The 16,062-nt window shown below is 68.4% G+C and carries 12 protein-coding genes and 1 riboswitch; of the genes, 4 read left to right on the top strand and 8 right to left on the bottom strand.

Annotated features, from left to right (window positions below; genetic code table 11):
• Positions 1 to 57: 57 nt before the first annotated feature.
• From cobM to cbiE, 4 genes are all read right to left on the bottom strand, one after another.
• Complete coding sequence (gene cobM / locus U0034_RS19595; RefSeq protein ID WP_085229801.1) at positions 58 to 783, bottom strand: precorrin-4 C(11)-methyltransferase; 726 nt, start codon at positions 781 to 783, stop codon at positions 58 to 60.
• Between the two features lie 114 nt (positions 784 to 897).
• Complete coding sequence (locus tag U0034_RS19590; protein WP_085229800.1) at positions 898 to 1,635, bottom strand: cobalt-precorrin-6A reductase; 738 nt, start codon at positions 1,633 to 1,635, stop codon at positions 898 to 900.
• Positions 1,632 to 2,729 carry a cobalt-precorrin-5B (C(1))-methyltransferase gene (locus U0034_RS19585; protein ID WP_085229799.1) on the bottom strand — a complete coding sequence of 366 codons (1,098 nt, stop codon included), beginning with the start codon at positions 2,727 to 2,729 and terminating at the stop codon, positions 1,632 to 1,634. Before U0034_RS19585 ends, U0034_RS19590 begins: the two co-directional genes overlap by 4 nt.
• The gene (cbiE, locus tag U0034_RS19580; RefSeq protein WP_085229902.1) at positions 2,710 to 3,984 is read right to left on the bottom strand and encodes a precorrin-6y C5,15-methyltransferase (decarboxylating) subunit CbiE; all 1,275 of its coding nucleotides are present in this window, start codon (positions 3,982 to 3,984) and stop codon (positions 2,710 to 2,712) included. Before cbiE ends, U0034_RS19585 begins: the two co-directional genes overlap by 20 nt.
• Positions 3,985 to 4,100: 116 nt before the next feature.
• A riboswitch (cobalamin riboswitch) is annotated at positions 4,101 to 4,289 on the top strand.
• Between the two features lie 99 nt (positions 4,290 to 4,388).
• Here cbiE and cobG point away from each other — a divergent pair.
• The 4 genes from cobG to cobJ are packed head-to-tail and all read left to right on the top strand — an operon-like array spanning position 4,389 to position 9,034.
• Entirely contained in the window at positions 4,389 to 5,861 is a 1,473-nt protein-coding gene (gene cobG / locus U0034_RS19575; protein WP_085229901.1) for a precorrin-3B synthase, read from the top strand.
• Positions 5,854 to 6,480: a precorrin-8X methylmutase gene (locus U0034_RS19570; RefSeq protein ID WP_085229798.1), complete on the top strand. Its 627-nt coding sequence runs from the start codon at positions 5,854 to 5,856 to the stop codon at positions 6,478 to 6,480. Before cobG ends, U0034_RS19570 begins: the two co-directional genes overlap by 8 nt.
• A complete protein-coding gene (locus tag U0034_RS19565) occupies positions 6,477 to 7,208 on the top strand; it encodes a precorrin-2 C(20)-methyltransferase (protein WP_085229797.1) in 732 nt (243 codons plus the stop codon). The genes U0034_RS19570 and U0034_RS19565 overlap by 4 nt, the downstream gene beginning before the upstream one ends.
• Positions 7,205 to 9,034 carry a precorrin-3B C(17)-methyltransferase gene (gene cobJ, locus U0034_RS19560; RefSeq protein WP_085229900.1) on the top strand — a complete coding sequence of 610 codons (1,830 nt, stop codon included), beginning with the start codon at positions 7,205 to 7,207 and terminating at the stop codon, positions 9,032 to 9,034. The genes U0034_RS19565 and cobJ overlap by 4 nt, the downstream gene beginning before the upstream one ends.
• Before the next feature lie 212 nt (positions 9,035 to 9,246).
• On the opposite strand, the gene U0034_RS19555 is transcribed toward cobJ, so the two are convergent.
• The 4 genes from U0034_RS19555 to cobW form a co-directional block, all read right to left on the bottom strand.
• On the bottom strand, positions 9,247 to 9,846 hold the full coding sequence (locus U0034_RS19555) for a vWA domain-containing protein (RefSeq protein WP_085229796.1): 600 nt from the start codon (positions 9,844 to 9,846) through the stop codon (positions 9,247 to 9,249).
• An 89-nt stretch (positions 9,847 to 9,935) separates the two neighbouring features.
• Positions 9,936 to 11,057, bottom strand: coding sequence for an ATP-binding protein (locus U0034_RS19550; protein WP_085229795.1), 1,122 nt, complete (start codon positions 11,055 to 11,057; stop codon positions 9,936 to 9,938).
• Positions 11,054 to 14,893, bottom strand: coding sequence for a cobaltochelatase subunit CobN (gene cobN, locus U0034_RS19545; protein WP_085229794.1), 3,840 nt, complete (start codon positions 14,891 to 14,893; stop codon positions 11,054 to 11,056). The genes U0034_RS19550 and cobN overlap by 4 nt, the downstream gene beginning before the upstream one ends.
• A gap of 48 nt (positions 14,894 to 14,941) precedes the next feature.
• A complete protein-coding gene (gene cobW / locus U0034_RS19540; RefSeq protein WP_085229793.1) occupies positions 14,942 to 16,024 on the bottom strand; it encodes a cobalamin biosynthesis protein CobW in 1,083 nt (360 codons plus the stop codon).
• Positions 16,025 to 16,062: the final 38 nt, after the last annotated feature.

Genomic DNA, 16,062 nt, shown 5'->3' with positions numbered 1-16,062 from the left:
CCGTGTGGTCTCCAACGACCAGGGACATCGGCCAGTATTCGACCACGAGAGCGTGCCCTAACCGGGCGCGTAAAGCGACGAATCCGCAAAGCCCTCGGCCGCCAGCACACGGCCCACGACGATCAGCGCTGTGCGCTCGATGTCGGTCTGCCGCACTTTGTCGACGATATCGGCGAGCGTGCCCGTCACGCGCTCCTCGTCGGGCCAGCTCGCGCGATAGACGACCGCGATCGGGCAATCGGCACCGTAATGCGGCGTCAGTTCGTCCACAATGCGTGCGAGGTGCCGCACGCCGAGATGAATGGCCATCGTTGCGCGGTGCCGCGCAAGGTCCACAAGCTGTTCGCCTTCGGGCATGGCCGTTTTCGTCGCGTAGCGCGTGAGAATCAGCGTCTGCGAGATGCCGGGCAGCGTCAGCTCGCATCCGAGTGTGGCGGCACATGCGGCCGTTGCCGTCACGCCCGGGACGATCTCGTACGGAATGCCCAGCGCGCGGATCCGGCGGATCTGCTCGCCGATCGCGCCATACAGCGACGGGTCGCCCGAATGCACGCGCGCCACGTCCCGTCCCTTTGCATGCGCCTCGGCAATCAACGCAACGATCCGATCGAGATCGAGATCGGCCGTATTCACGACCGATTCGGCCCGGTGCCCCTCGAGCACGGCCGGCGGCACGAGCGAGCCGGCATAGAGAATGACCGGACAGGTCCGAACGAGACGCTGCCCCTTCACCGTGATGAGATCGGGGTCACCTGGCCCCGCGCCGATAAAAAACACCGTCATGAATAACTCCGCCTGCCTTTGACGAACGACCGCTTTAACCGCTTCAACCGCTCCAACCGCTTCAACCGTTCCGACCGCTTCATGTCCGCGCGCCGCCCACGGCGGCAAACCCAGTCAGTCGGACGAACGGATCGCTTCGACGACGGCTACCGGATCGTAGAATGCCCGATCGGCCGCCGGCAGCGCCGGTCGCCGCAGCATGATCACCGGCAAACCTCGCTCACGGGCAACCTCCAGTTTGGCTTCGGTGGCCTTGCCGCCGCTGTTCTTGCTGACCACCGCGTCGATGCGCCAGGCATCGAAGAGCGCCCGTTCGTCCTCGATCGAGAACGGGCCGCGCGCGTCGACGATATGCGCACGCTCGTTGCCGGCGTGCGCATCGAGGCACCGCACGACCCAATACTGATGCACGGGAATCTCGCCCAGATGCGCAAGGGGCTCGCGGCCCAGCGTAAAAAGCGGTCTGGCGTGGCACGCAAGCGCTTCCACCAGCGTCTGCCAGTTTTCGACGAAGCGCCAATCGTCGCCGGGCCGCGGTTCCCATGCGGCGCGCAACAGTGCCCAGTACGGTACGCGCACCGCACGGCAGGCGCTCTCGGCGTTCGCACTGATCCGCGCCGCGTACGGATGAGTCGCGTCGACGACCAGCCCGATGCCCGCTTCGACGATATAGCGCGCAAGGCCCTCGGCGCCGCCGAAGCCCCCCACGCGAACGGCACAGACGAGATCGTCGGGTACCTTCCCGAGCCCCGCGAGGCTGTAGACATCTCCCGGGCCCAGCGTGCGCGCGATCTTCAGCGCGTCGCCGGTGCCCCCGAGCAGCAAGACACGCCTACTGGCATACGCATTCATTGCGCCTCTCCGACGATGTTGCCCTGCCGGTCGATCGCGAACGTCTCCAGTGCCACTTCGGCCGGAACGATCGCGCGCGCCACGTCGAGTGCGTGCCGGCAAACGATGTCGCCGAGGGGCACGCCCGTATCGCGCGCGATCGCGAGCGCCTGCTGGCTCGTGTTCGCGGCTCGTATGCGTGCCTGCAGCGCTTCATCGCCGCCGGCGCCGGCCACCCAATCGGCGAGCTGGATCAAATCGATACTCGAGTGCCGGCTGTGGAGATCGAGGTGGCCGCCCGCCAGCTTGCTGAGCTTGCCGAAGCCGCCGCAAATGCTGAGGCGCGCCACCGGCGCGCGGCGCATGTACTTGAGGACGGCACCGGCGAAGTCGCCCATCTCGATCAGTGCGATATCGGGCAGCGCGTAGCGCGCGCGCATCGCATCCTCGCTCGCGTTGCCGGTGCAGGCGGCGAGATGCGCATAGCCGTTCGCACGCGCCACATCGATGCCCTGATGGATCGACGCGATATAAGCCGAGCAGGAGAAGGGCCGCACGATACCGGTCGTTCCGAGAATCGAGAGTCCGCCGACGATGCCGAGCCGCGGGTTCATCGTTTTCAGCGCGAGCGCCTCGCCCCCCTCCACGCCGATCGTCACCTCGAAGCCGCCGCTATAACCGTGCTCGGCGGCAAGCTCGGCAAGATGCTCGGTCATCATGCGCCGCGGCACGGGGTTGATCGCCGGCTCGCCCACGGGCACGACGAGGCCGGCGCGCGTCACCGTGCCCACGCCCGCCCCGGCATGAAAGCGCACGCCCGGCTCGGCGCTCAGCTCGACGCGCGCGAACACGACGGCGCCATGCGTGACATCGGGATCGTCGCCGGCATCCTTGACCGTGCCCGCTTCGGCTGCGCGCACATCGCCTTGCGCATAACGGCAAAACACGAGCGCCATCGGCACGTGCTGCCCTTTCGGCAGCACGATCTCGGCGACGTCGCTCGCCACCCCCGTCAGAAGAAGTCGCGCAGCCGCGAGCGAAGTGGCCGTGGCACAACTGCCCGTCGTATAGCCGCTGCGCAGCGGGCGCGATTCCTCAGGCGTCTCGTCGCGCATCGTCGTTCGTCATGTGGCTGGCACGGGCCGGGACAGGAGCCGGCTCGCACGGCTTCGTCACCTCGTAAAGCGTGACCGGCAACGCCTGGCGCCAGGTTTCGAATCCGCCGAGCGGCTGGGCGTGCGCCAGCGCGATGCGGGTCAGCGTGCCGCCATGTTGCGCGCGCCACGCCACGAGCGCGGCTTCCCCTTCGAGCGTCACGGCGTTGGCGACCAGCCGCCCACCCGCGCGCAGCCTCTCCCAGCAGGCGTCGAGCACGCCCGGCGTCGTCACGCCGCCGCCAACGAACACGGCATCGGGTTCGGGCAGTGCAGCGAGCGCCTCGGGCGCGTGGCCCGCGACGAGCTCCAGCGCCGGTACCCCGAGTGCATCGCGATTGCGCTCGATAAAGCCCTGCCGCGCGGGATCGGCCTCGACCGCGATCGCGCGGCAGCTCGGATGCGCACGCATCCATTCGATGCCGATCGACCCGCAGCCGGCGCCGACGTCCCACAACAGCGCACCCGGCAGCGGTGCCAGACGCGCGAGCGCGATCGCACGCACGTCCCGCTTCGTCAGTTGGCCGTCATTGAAAAATGCCTGATCGGGCAAGCCGCTCGTAAGCGGCAGCGAAACGGCCGACGCCGCGCCGCCGACGCGGCACTCGAGCGCGACGAGATTGAGTCTCGCCACCTCGGCGCGTTCGCGCGCCTGCGCCGTCGTTTCGGTCCACCGCTCGGCCGGGCCGCCCAGATGCTCGAACACGTGCATGGCTGTGGCGCCGAAGCCGCGCGCGTTCAGCAAATCCGCCACTTCCGCCGGCGAATGGCCATCGCGGCTCAGCACGAGAAGCCGCGCGCCATCGCGCACATGCGCATTGAGCGTGGCCAATGGCCGCCCGACGAGCGAAACGACGGCCACGTCCTGCAAGGGCCAGCCGAGCCGGGCTGCCGCGAGCGACGGCGAAGAGGCCGACGGCAGCACCGCGAATTCCTCGCGCGGCAGTGCGCGTGCGAGCGTGGCGCCCACGCCGTGAAGCATCGGATCGCCGCTTGCGAGCACGCATACCGGCGCGCCGCGCAGCGCGAGCACCGGGGCAATGTCGAACGGCCGCGGCCAGCGCTCGCGCCGCGCGCGAAGCCGCGCCGGCAGCATCGCCAGATGGCGCTCGCCGCCCACGATCACCGACGCATCGAGCAACGCCCGGCGCGCCGCGCGGCCAAGCCCGCCAAATCCGTCTTCGCCGATCCCTACCACCGTAAGCCAGGCCGGCATTGCATTCATCCTTGCATCGGGTCTGTTTACTTTACGTATCCACGCACGAAACACGCGTGCGCGGCACGCGCGCCGTTTCGCCGTGTTCGCCGTGTTCGCCGTGTTCGCGAAAAGGGGCATAATACCGCTTCGCCGGTGCCCCTCGGGGCTGAAAAGGGAACACAGCCGAGCTGTGGCTGCCCCCGCAACTGTATGCAGCGAGTCCGCGCCTCATGCGCCACTGGCCGTCTTCGAGGCGGACCGGGAAGGCCGGCGCCGGTCGACGACCTGCAAGCCAGGAGACCTGCCGGCCAAAACTTTCGCGCAAGCCGATACCGGGCGGGGTGAACCGGTGCCGCGTCCTTCTCTCCGGGAGACGGGCCGAGCCACTGCGCGACGCAACGGTGCGCCGCGCGCATGATCTCTTGAACCAGGATCCGTCTTTCATTGTCCGGCCTTCGGCCTGCCCCGCGCTCGCACGCATCGTTGCGGCGCGCGATGGCGGACTGTGCCGCATCAAGCTGCCGGGCGGCGAACTGAGCGCGGCGCAGGCCGTGGCGGTTGCCGATGCGGCGCGCGCGCACGCGTCGGGCGTCATCGAACTGACGAATCGCGCCAATCTCCAGTTGCGCGGCGTGCGGCCCGGCCAGGAGCGTGCACTCGTCGCGCGCTTGCTCGATGCCGGGCTCGGGCCGCTGCGGCCCGACGGCACGAGCACTGCCGGCGCACACGCCGGGCCCGACGAGCGTGGCCCGGAAGGCGGCGAAGGCCAGGAAGGACTCGGTGCGCGCCTCGCCGCCGCCGACGACGTACGCAACGTGATGACGAGCCCCACTGCCGGGCGCGACGAAGCGTCGATCGTCGACACGAGGCCGCTCGCCGCCGAACTTCTCGCTCTGCTCCAAAGCGAGCCGCGCTTTGCCTCGCTTTCGCCGAAGTTTGCCGTGCTGCTCGACGGCGGCGAGCGCCTTGCGGCCGTCGACCATCCGCACGACGTCTGGCTTTGCGCGATGCCGCCAGACGCCGGCGAACCGCTGTACGCATTCGGTCTGGCCGGCCAGCCGTCGACGCCCGCGGACTACGCACTCGGTGCCGTATCGCATGCGAACGCCGCGGCATTTGTTCGGGCGTTGCTGCACACGTTCCTGGACCTGGCCGGCCCCGACGAAACGCGCATGCGCCACGTCCTGAACCGGCATGGCCTCGACGCCGTGCTGCATCGTCTCGCGCTGCGCTTCGACGGGCCGCTGCGCCGCGGTGTCGATATCTCCGCATGGCGACGCGATCGCGCCGATGCGTCGCTGCGTTTCGGCACTCATCGGCAAAAGCAGGCCGGCCGCTGGTACGTCGGCGGCCAGCCGCCGTTAGGCCGGATCGACTCCTCGACGCTGCATGCGCTCGCGCAGCTCGCGAGCGTGCATGGTAACGGCACGCTGCGCATCACCCCATGGCAAGGGGTTCTCTTGCCCGACATTGCGGAGCAGGCGGTACCTCCCCTCGAAACGGGCCTCGATACGCTCGGCTTCATACGCGACGCAGGGCATCCGCTTGCGCGCCTGATCGCCTGTGCCGGCTCGAGCGGTTGCGCCAAGAGCCTTGCCGATACGAAAGCGGATGCGCTTTCGCTCGCGCGATCGCTGCCCGCAAGCGTGCACGTCCATCTGACCGGCTGTATTCGCTCCTGCGCCGCGGCACATTGCGCGCCCTACACGCTGCTCGCAGTCGCGCCCGGGCGCTACGACCTTCACCGGCGCGAAGACGCATCGCCCGCCGCCCCGCATCGCGGCGGCGCCGATTGCGCGCACCGCTTCGGCACGCGCATCGCCTCGCATCTGACCATAGACGAAGCCGCCGATCGCCTGCGCGCGGCGGACCAACCTCATCCGAACCATGCTTGACTATCTCCGCGACGGCCAGGCGATCTATCGCGAATCGTTCGCAACGATTCGCGCCGAAGCCGATCTTTCTCTCATTCCCGCCGACCTCGAGAAACTCGCCGTCCGCGTGATCCATGCCTGCGGCATGACCGATATCGTCGCCGATCTGCGTTTTTCGGAAGGCGCGGGTGTGGCCGGGCGCGAGGCGCTGGCGCACGGCGCACCGATTCTCTGCGACGCGCGCATGGTTGCCGACGGCATCACCCGCGCGCGGCTGCCGGCCGACAATCCCGTCGTCTGCACGCTCGGCGACCCCTCGGTGCCCGATCTTGCGCGCTCGCTCGGCAATACCCGCTCGGCCGCGGCGCTCGAACTGTGGCACCCACATCTCGCCGGCAGCGTGGTGGCGATCGGCAACGCGCCCACCGCACTCTTTCGCCTGCTCGAAATGCTCGATGCCGGGGCACCGCGGCCCGCGCTGATACTGGGCTTCGCGGTCGGCTTCGTCGGCGCGGCCGAATCGAAAGCGATGCTCGCGACAGACAGCCGGGGCGTGCCGTTCGTCGCCGTGCAGGGCCGGCGCGGCGGCAGTGCGATGGCCGCCGCCGCCGTCAACGCGCTCGCATCGGAGGCGGAATGACGACGCGCGGCCGCCTTTATGGAATCGGCGTGGGCCCCGGCGATCCGGAACTGCTGACGCTCAAGGCGCTGCGGTTGCTGCGGGCGGCACCTGTCGTCGCTTATTTCGTGGCGAAGGGGAAAAAGGGCAACGCGTTCAGCATCGTCGAAGGCTATCTCGGCGATGAACAGACGCGCGTGCCGCTCGTCTATCCGGTGACGACCGAAGCGCTCGAACCGCCGCTTTGCTACGAAGCGATCATCGCCGACTTCTACGACACGGCGTCCGCCGCCGTGGCCGGGCATCTCGAGAGCGGGCGCGACGTGGCCGTGATCTGCGAGGGCGACCCGTTCTTCTACGGGTCCTATATGTATTTGCACGATCGACTCGCCGAACGCTTCGACGTGGAAGTCGTGCCCGGCGTCTGCTCGATGCTCGGCGGCACGGCCGTGCTCGGCGCGCCGCTCGTCTATCGCAACCAGAGCTTGTCGGTGCTTTCGGGCGTATTGCCGGAAGACGAATTGCGGCGGCGTCTCGCCGAGGCCGATGCCGCCGTCGTCATGAAACTCGGCCGCAATTTCGACAAGGTGCGGCGCGTGCTCGTCGAGCTTGGCCTCTCGCATCGCGCGCTCTACGTCGAGCGCGCGACGATGGCCAACCAACGCATCGTGCCGCTCGCTGAAGTCGACCCGATGGCATCGCCCTACTTCTCGCTGCTCGTCGTGCCGGGGGAAAAATGGCAGGCATGACGCGCGCACCCGCCATCGTCGTGCTCGCGCCGAGCGCGCTGGCGACCGCGCGCCGGCTTCAGGCGGCCTGTGCGGGCGCACAAGTGCACGGCCTGCAATCGCGTGTCGAGGCCGACGTCGCGTTCGCCGAACTCGGCGCGCATCTGCGCGCGCTCTACGCGAGCGGCACGCCGATCGTCGCGCTTTGCGCGGCCGGTATCGTGATTCGGTGTGTTGCGCCGATGCTCGCCAACAAGGGCATGGAACCGCCCGTGCTCGCCGTAGCGGAAGATGGCAGCGCCGTCGTGCCGTTGCTCGGCGGGCTGGCCGGCGTCAATGCGATGGCGCGCGAGATCGCACGCGCGCTCGACGTGGCACCCGCCATCACGACGAGCGGCGAGTTGCGCTTCGGCACCTGCCTGCTCAGCCCACCGCAGGGCTACGCGCTGGCCAGCCTCGAGCAGGGCAAGCGCTTCGTGTCCGATCTGCTGGCGGGCCACGCCACGCGCATCGAAGGCGAAGCGCCGTGGCTCGACGATGCGACGCTGCCACGCGATCCGTCTGCGGCGCACACGATTCGCATCACGCCGCAAACCTCGGCGGAGCGCGCCGACGAACTCGTGATTCATCCGCGCAGTGTCGTTGCGGCGGTCTGCCCCCAGCGGGCGGCATCCGATGAGCTATCGATCGCGGCACGCATCCGTCAGGCGTTGCGTGAATCCGGTCTGGCCCCGCTCTCGCTCGCGGCCGTGCTTGCGCCGATGTGGGCGATGTCCGACCCGGCGTTGGCAGAAGCAGCGAGAGCACTGGGCGTGCCGCTGCGATTCGCGGCGGTCACGGGCGAGTCCAGCGGTGGCGACAGTGCGCCGGGATCCGGCGCGGACCTTCCGTCAAATTCGGTGAACTCGAACAGCGCGGCGCATGCCGGCCACGCCGAAAACGAAAGCGGGGCAAACGGATGGCCCGCTTCATGGCTGCTTGCGGCCGCTTTGCATCAGCCTCACGAAGCACTGGCGCCTTGCGACGATATCGCGCTTGGTGTCGCTGGGAAACCCATCGATGTTGCAACGCTCGGGCAGGCACGCGGCCGGCTCTATGTCGTCGGGCTGGGCCCTGGCAGCACGGAACTGATGGCGCCTGCGGCACGAGCCGCACTAACCGAAGCCAACGACGTACTCGGCTATGAAACCTACGTCAGAATGGCCGGCCCGTTTCGCGACGATCAGCGCGTACACGCGAGCGACAACCGCGAAGAGCTGCAGCGCGCGCGGCATGCGTTTGCGCTCGCGAGCGAAGGGCGGACAGTGGCGGTCGTCTCGTCGGGCGACCCGGGCATCTTTGCCATGGCAGCCGCCGTGCTCGAAGCGCTCGACGCCTCGGACAACCCGCATTGGCACGCGGTGGAATTGCGCATCCTGCCCGGGATCTCCGCCGCGATGGCGACCGCCGCCGAAGCCGGTGCGCCGCTCGGCCATGACTTCTGCGTGTTGTCGTTGTCGGACAATTTGAAGCCGTGGGCCGTGATCGAAGATCGGTTGCGCCATGCCGCACAGGCGGATCTCGTCATGGCGTTTTACAACCCGATTTCACGCGCGCGCCCGTGGCAGCTCGATCGCGCGCTCGCAATCGTGCGTGCGCACCGCGAGCCGCATACGCGCGTGGTGCTCGGCCGCGACGTCGGCCGCCCCGGCGCGGCGATTACCACGACCACGCTCGGCGAACTGCGCTCGGATCAGGTCGATATGCGTACGACCGTGATCGTCGGATCGTCGACGACGCGCGGCGTTCCGGGAGGACCGCACGGCGAGTGGATCTACACGCCGCGCAGCTACGGAGACCGGCCTTGAACGATCGGATCGCGTCCGTCGCAAGCCGGGTGCGCGCCTTCGATTTCGCGATCAACGTGCCCTTATCGGCCAGATAGCAGGTCCTGCGCAGCCCGACGCCGCGCAGGGTGCGGCTATGGCTTTGGGTGGTGGGGCATCTCGTTGAGCTTGCGAGCCTGAAGCGATCGCGCGTGGTCACCGCAGGCTCGAATATCGGAGTCGCCGCAGGCGGCTCAGTACGATGCGGATGGCGCACCGATTATTTCGTCGACGCCCACGCATTCGGCCCCCCACGCAGCGGCGAGCGTCCGGCAGCGTTCGAGCCTCAGCCGCCCGCGCTCGCAGTCTACGAAAACGATGCGATCGGCCGACTTCGGCCGTACGGGTTGCTCGCTGCTGCGGCCGTCCGTGAAGATCCAGAGGACGCATTGCAGCTGAGGCTGCCGAGCCCGCGCGCGCTCGAGCAGTTGCGAGGCGGCGGCAATGCCGCGCGAAAACGGTGTGCCGCCGCCCGCACCGATCGGACGCAGCCAGCGTTCGTTCCACCAGCGGGGCACGGCAGGGCCGAAACGCAGCGCAGTGCCTGCCCCGCCGAAGCATATGAGCGCAGCTTGCTCGCGCAGCGCCGCCGCGCGATCGAAAGAGGCGAGCAGCAGACCTTTCGCGGTCTTCAGCCCTTCGTCGCCCAGCATCGATGCGGAGCAATCGAGCAGGAAGCAGTGCAACACGCCCGCGCGCGATTCCATCGCGGCAAAGCGCAGATGCCCGGCCGACAATGGTTTGTCGCGCTTGCGGGCAAGCGTCGGCAGCCATGCAATGCGCGCCGAAGGCATGCCAGCCGGCGCGCGCCGCGCGAATGAATCGGCCCCCCGTCGCCATCGAAAACCGCTCGGTGCGGGAGCGGCGGTGCCCTTTCGATGGCTCAGCGTTTTTTTGCGTCGAAGGGTACGACGTTCTTGACAGCTGCGATGCCGACCGGCTCGGGCGGCAGATAGCCCCAATCGTCACCGGTGCCATCCTGTCCGGCGCCGCTCGCGCCCGTGCGCCCGGAGTCGCGCTCGCCGGGCCTCCTTTCCTCCTTTCGCTCGCGATCGGCCGATGCGGCACGATCGTCGGACGCCCGCGACGGTGCGGGCTCCTGTGCCGGCGCCTCGGGCTGCTCGCGCCGTCGGTGCCGCAGCACCGCTTCGGCCACGCGATCGACGTGCGCGGTCGTAATCGACTCCGCTCCCTCGAATGCCGCCAGCGCGCGCGCCGCACGCAGCATGACGAGATCGGCGCGCAGACCATCGACAGCCGCCTCGATGCAATGCGTGCTGACCCGCGCATGGACGTCGTCGCCGAATGCAAGGCTCGACAACGCGGCGCGGGCACGCTCGATCCGTTTGGCGAGCGCCTGCTGCTCGCTCGCGCAAGCGGCACGAAACGCGTCGGGGTCCGCATCGAACGCGAGCCGTGCCTTGACGATGCGCTGACGCACGAGCGGATCGAAGCAATTGGCGAGTTCGACCATCATGCCGAATCGATCGAGCAATTGCGGACGCAGTTCGCCCTCTTCCGGGTTCATCGTGCCGATCAGGACGAAGCGCGCCTCATGGCGATGCGAAACGCCGTCGCGCTCGACGACGTTGACGCCGCTCGCCGCGGCGTCGAGCAGAGCATCGACGAGCGCGTCGGTCAGCAGGTTCACCTCATCGACGTAAAGTACGCCTTCGTGTGCCTGCGCCAGCAGTCCAGGCGAAAAGCGCACCGTGCCGCCGCGCAGCACTTCGTCGAGGTCGAGCGTCCCGACGAGCCGCTCCTCGCTCGCGCCGAGCGGCAGCGTGACGAATCGCCCCTCGGCCAGCAGTTCGGCCAGCGCGCGCGCCGCGGTCGACTTCGCCGTGCCGCGCGGGCCGCTCACGAGCACGCCGCCGATGCCGGGATCGATGGCCGCGAGCAGGAGCGCTTGCTGCAGGGGCTCCTGCCCGATCAGCGCGCTGAACGGATAGGGCTTCGGAAGCTCGGCCCGCGAAGTGGCACGGGCATCGTAAGCATCGTTCATGACGAGAATCCTTCGATATGCTGCTCGGCGTCGAGCAAATGCGCTTCGAGCTGCGCGCGATAGTGGCCGGGCTCCTGCCAGAGGCCACGGCCGATCGCCTCGAGCAGCCGCTCGCAGATCGCATGCAGCGCGTGCGGATTATGTCGCTGCAAGAAGGCGCGCGTCGCACCATCGTTGACATAAGCGTCGGCCACGAGCGCGTATTGATGATCGGCAACCACGCGCGCGGTCGCATCGTAGCCGAAGAGGTAATCGACCGTCGCCGCCATCTCCGCCGCGCCCTTGTAGCCGTGCCGCTTCACGCCGTCGATCCACTTCGGATTGACCACACGCGAGCGGACCACGCGCGCGATCTCCTCGCCGAGCGGCCGCACGCGCGGTGCCGCGGGGTTGCTGTGATCGGCGTGATAGACATGAGGCTGGCGCCCGGCGAAGTGCCGTACGGCCGCCACCATGCCGCCCTGAAACTGGTAGTAATCGTTCGAGTCGAGCACGTCGTGCTCGCGGTTGTCCTGGTTCTGCAGCACGACGTCGATCGTGGCGAGCCGCGTCGCGAATGCGCCGGGCGCGGACTCGCCCGCACTGGCCTGCGCGTAGGCGAAACCACCCCAGCTCCGATAGGCGGCTGCGAGGTCTTCGTCGCTCTGCCACCGCCCCGAGTCGATCATCTCCTGCAGGCCCGCTCCATAGGTGCCGGGCCGTGCGCCGAATACGCGCCAGCCGGCGCGCCTGCGCGCTTCCTCTGCATCGAGCCCGCGCGCGATCCAGGCATCGCGCTCGCGCAGCACGCGCGCACGAATCGGGTTGACGTCTTCGGGCTCGTCGTCGAGCGCGGCAATGGCCTGCACGGCCGCATCGAACAGATGAATGACGTTCGGAAACGCGTCGCGGAAAAAGCCCGACACGCGCAGCGTCACGTCGATGCGCGGGCGCTCCAGCACGCCCGCCGGCAGAATCTCGAAGTCGGTCACGCGGTGGCTGCCGGGCGCCCATTTCGGCCGCACGCCGAGCAGCGCGAACGCTTGCGCGATATCGTCGCCGCCCGTGCGCATGGTCGCCGTGCCCCAGACCGAGAGCCCGATCGAGCGCGGGTAATCGCCGTGCTCCTGCACATGCCGCTCGATCAACTGGCGGGCCGATTTCAACCCGAGCGACCAGGCCGCCTGCGTCGGGATCGCTCGCGTATCGACCGAATAGAAGTTGCGGCCCGTCGGCAGCACGTCGGGCCGACCGCGCGAAGGCGATCCGCTCGGCCCCGGCGGTACGAACCGTCCTTCCAGGCCGCGCGCGAGCTGATGCAGTTCCGACGGCCCGCATGCATCGAGCCGCGGCAGCACCTCGTCGCGCAACCGCGCAAGCACGCGCTGCGCGCAAGGCAGACCCGCAAGCACATCGGGCGTCTGCACGATCGCTTTGCCACATTCACCGCCATCCGCGCCGTCGCTACCGCCGCAGAGCGAGTCGAGCAGCGAGCCCGCCAACAATTCGAGCCGCTCGCGCGTATCGCCGTTATGACGCCAGGGCGCATCGCTTACGCGCGCGAGCAGCGCGGGCCTCGGCCCCTCCCAAGGGGTGGACCATTCGGCCGTCAACGGATCGAACAAATGCGCGATGCCGAGATCGCGCGCGAGTGCATCGATGAGGCCCGCGTTCGCGTCGCGACCATCGCCTGCCGGAAATCGCGCGAGCGCCAGCAGCGTGTCGCGCCGCTGCCTGCCGGCCGGCGAATGTCCGAACGTATGCAGTCCGTCGCGGATCTGCGCTTCCTTGAGCTCGCACAGCCACGCATCGACGCGTGTCAGCAGTTCGTCCTCCTCGTCCTGCCCGCTCGGCGGCGCAACGCTAAGCTCCTCGTGCAGCCGATGCTCGACGATCGTCGAAAGAATCGTTCGCCGCAGAAGTCTGGCTCGGCGGGCATCGACGCTCAGCGCATCGTAATACTCGTCCACCTGACGCTCGAGATCCTGCAGCGGCCCGTACGTCTCCGCCCGCGTGAGCGGCGGCATCAGGTGATCGATGATGACGGCCTGCGCCCGGCGCTTCGCCTGACTGCCCTCGCCGGGATCGTTGACGATGAACGGATACAAATGCGGCATCGGGCCGAGCGTGAGGTCGGGCCAGCAAGACGCGCTGAGCGCGACGCTCTTGCCCGGCAGCCACTCGAGATTGCCGTGCTTGCCCACGTGCACGAGCGCATCGGCCGCGAACCGCTGACGCAGCCAGAAGTAGAACGCCAGATAGGCGTGCGGCGGCACGATCTCTGCATCGTGATAGCTCGCATAGTCGCCCGCATCGCGCGTGCGGGCCGGCTGAATGCCGACGAAAATCCGCCCGCAGCGCCAGCCCGCGATCATGAAGCGGCCCTGGCGTACGGTCGGATCGTCCTCGGGTGCCCCCCATCGCGCGTCGATGGCCTCGCGCACGGAATCGGGCAATCCGGCGAGGCACGCGAGGTATTCATCGAGCGCGAAGCTCTGAAACGCCGGCCTCGCTGCACGCGTGCCGGCATCGTTCGTTACGCCGCGCGTGAGGTGGCGTATCAGCGCGTCGCCGTCTTCGGGCAGCGCATCGCCAAGCCCGTAGCCGGCCGCGCGCAGCATCGAGAGGATCGTCACGACCGACGCGGGCGTATCGAGCCCCACTCCATTGCCGATGCGGCCATCGCTCGTCGGGTAATTCGCCAGCACGAGCGCGAGTTTCTTCTCGCCGTTCGGCAGCGTCCGCAACCGGCACCAGCGCCGGCTCAGCTCGGCCACGAAGGCGATGCGTTCGGCGTCGGCCCGATAGCGCACGACGTCCACCTGCGTGCGCGCGCAGCGGTAGGCCAGTCCCTTGAAGCTCACGGCACGCGTGACGATGCGGCCATCGACTTCGGGCAGGGCCACGTGCATCGCGATATCGCGTGCATGCAGCCCCTGATTGTCCTTCACCCAGTCTTCGCGATTGCCTCCGCTCAGAATCACCTGCAGCACGGGTGCGTCACCCGCGAGCGCCTGAGGCTCGGCGTCGTCGATCGCCGAAGCCGCGAACGCCGTCGTGTTGAGCACGAGCGATACCTCGTGCCGGGCGCACAGCGTGCCTACCACGTCGCGGCTCACCGCATCCTTGAGCGACGTGACAGCGATCGGCAGTACGTTCATCCGCCGCGCCTCGAGCGCGTCGATCAGCGCATCGAAAACGGCCGTATTGGCGGCCTGCAGATGCGCCCGATAAAAGAGTAGCGCGACCACGGGCGCATCGTTGCGCCAACGCGTCTGCCAATCGGCGATCGTCGGCGTGTCGAGCGCGGGATGATAGAGCGTCGCCGCCGGCAGTGGCGCAGGCGGCGGCGGCTCCCGATCCCAGCCGAACGCGTGCCATGCGATCGCGCGCATGAAGGCCTCGGCATTGCGCGGTCCCCCTTCACGCAGATAGCGCCATAGCAGCCGGCAGACATCGCCGGACGCGGTGCTCTTCGCGATGAGGTTCGGATCTTCCTGCAAGTCGCCCGAGAACATCACGAGCATCTGCCGCTTGCGCCGCGCGAGCTCGCCGATCTGCTCGATGCCGTAGGGCCAGTAGCTTTCGCCGCCGAGATGATCGATGACGACGACGCGCGCATGCTGCAGCACGTCGTCGAGATAGAAATCGACCGAAGCCGGTTGCCGCAGATAGGCGAGATTGACGAGACGTACGCTCGGAAAGCCGGGGCCAAGCCGCTCGATCACACTCGCCAGCAGCGAGAGCGTCGTATCGGCCGAGCTCATGACGACGATGTCGGCGGGCTGCTGATCGATTCGCACGACGCCTGCATTGTCGTCGACGAACCCGCCCGCCACGGTACGCAGCAAATGCATGGATGCGGTGCCTGTTGTGCCTGTTTGCCTGTTGTGCCCGCGCCGTTCTTACGCCGGCTGCGATTCGGCGGCAAGCGCGGCATCGAAGTCGCGCTGCAGCCTCGCTTGATCGAGGTTCTCGCCGATCAGCACGAAGCGGCTCGCGCGCACCTCGTCGCCCAGCCAGCGCCGGTCGAAGTAGCTGTCGAAGCGCCGCCCCACCCCCTGCACGACGAGCCGCATCGGCGCGCCGGGCAACGCGGCGAAGCCCTTGGCCCGATAGATCGTATGCACCTCGACGAGCCGGCGCAGCGCGGCCACGGCGGCCTCGCGCGTGGCCGGCTCGCCCACCACGGCCACCGAATCGAACTCGTCGTGGTGATGGTCGGCGTCGTCCGCCGAGCCATGGTGGTCGTGGCGCAGGTGGATCGTGGCCTCGGACGCCGCCTCGAGACCGAAAAGCGCGTGCAGATCGACCTGCCCCATCTGCGCCGGCACGATCTTCACGTGCGGAGGAATTTCCCCGCGCACGAGCGCCTCCACGGCCGCCTGTTCGCCGGCTTGCATCGCGTCGATCTTGTTGAGGATGACGAGATCGGCGGCCGACAGTTGATCTTCGAAGAGCTCGTGCAACGGCGATTCGTGATCGAGGTTCGGATCCGCGCGGCGCTGCTCGTCCACGGCGCGCGGGTCGGCGGCGAACTGGCCGCTCGCGGCGGCCGGCCCGTCGACGACCGTGACCACGGCATCCACCGTAAAGGCGTTCTTGATCGACGGCCAGTTGAAGGCTTGCACGAGCGGCTTCGGCAACGCGAGACCGGACGTCTCGATCAGCACGTGATCGATCTGCCCGCGCCGCTCGACGAGTTCCTCCATGACCGGGAAGAATGCTTCCTGCACGGTGCAGCAAAGGCAGCCGTTCGCGAGTTCGTAAAGCTGGCCTTCCTGCTCGTTGCCGTTTTCGTCGCAGCCGATTCCGCAGCCGCGCAGAATCTCGCCGTCTATGCCGAGCTCGCCGAACTCGTTGACGATGACGGCGATGCGCAAACCGCCCGCATGCCGAAGGATATGGCGCAGCAAGGTGGTCTTGCCGCTGCCGAGGAAGCCCGTGACGATCGTGACGGGAATCTTGCGCATGGATGTCTGCTGCATGAAGGACCTCGAATGAATGATGCGCGGGAGAGCCTGCG

This window comes from Trinickia caryophylli (assembly GCF_034424545.1).
Lineage (GTDB): Bacteria > Pseudomonadota > Gammaproteobacteria > Burkholderiales > Burkholderiaceae > Trinickia > Trinickia caryophylli.
This window is presented reverse-complemented; position numbering and strand designations above follow the sequence as displayed.

Excerpts from the sequence above, each read along its gene's own strand:
- U0034_RS19585 (WP_085229799.1), bottom strand. The coding sequence starts at position 2,729 with ATGCGCGACGAGACGCCTGAGGAATCGCGCCCGCTGCGCAGCGGCTAT.
- U0034_RS19565 (WP_085229797.1), top strand. The coding sequence starts at position 6,477 with ATGACGACGCGCGGCCGCCTTTATGGAATCGGCGTGGGCCCCGGCGAT.
- cobN (WP_085229794.1), bottom strand. The coding sequence starts at position 14,893 with ATGCATTTGCTGCGTACCGTGGCGGGCGGGTTCGTCGACGACAATGCA.
- cobJ (WP_085229900.1), top strand. The coding sequence starts at position 7,205 with ATGACGCGCGCACCCGCCATCGTCGTGCTCGCGCCGAGCGCGCTGGCG.
- U0034_RS19590 (WP_085229800.1), bottom strand. The coding sequence starts at position 1,635 with ATGAATGCGTATGCCAGTAGGCGTGTCTTGCTGCTCGGGGGCACCGGC.
- U0034_RS19555 (WP_085229796.1), bottom strand. The coding sequence starts at position 9,846 with ATGCCTTCGGCGCGCATTGCATGGCTGCCGACGCTTGCCCGCAAGCGC.
- cobW (WP_085229793.1), bottom strand. The coding sequence starts at position 16,024 with ATGCAGCAGACATCCATGCGCAAGATTCCCGTCACGATCGTCACGGGC.
- cbiE (WP_085229902.1), bottom strand. The coding sequence starts at position 3,984 with ATGCCGGCCTGGCTTACGGTGGTAGGGATCGGCGAAGACGGATTTGGC.
- U0034_RS19550 (WP_085229795.1), bottom strand. The coding sequence starts at position 11,057 with ATGAACGATGCTTACGATGCCCGTGCCACTTCGCGGGCCGAGCTTCCG.
- U0034_RS19570 (WP_085229798.1), top strand. The coding sequence starts at position 5,854 with ATGCTTGACTATCTCCGCGACGGCCAGGCGATCTATCGCGAATCGTTC.
- cobM (WP_085229801.1), bottom strand. The coding sequence starts at position 783 with ATGACGGTGTTTTTTATCGGCGCGGGGCCAGGTGACCCCGATCTCATC.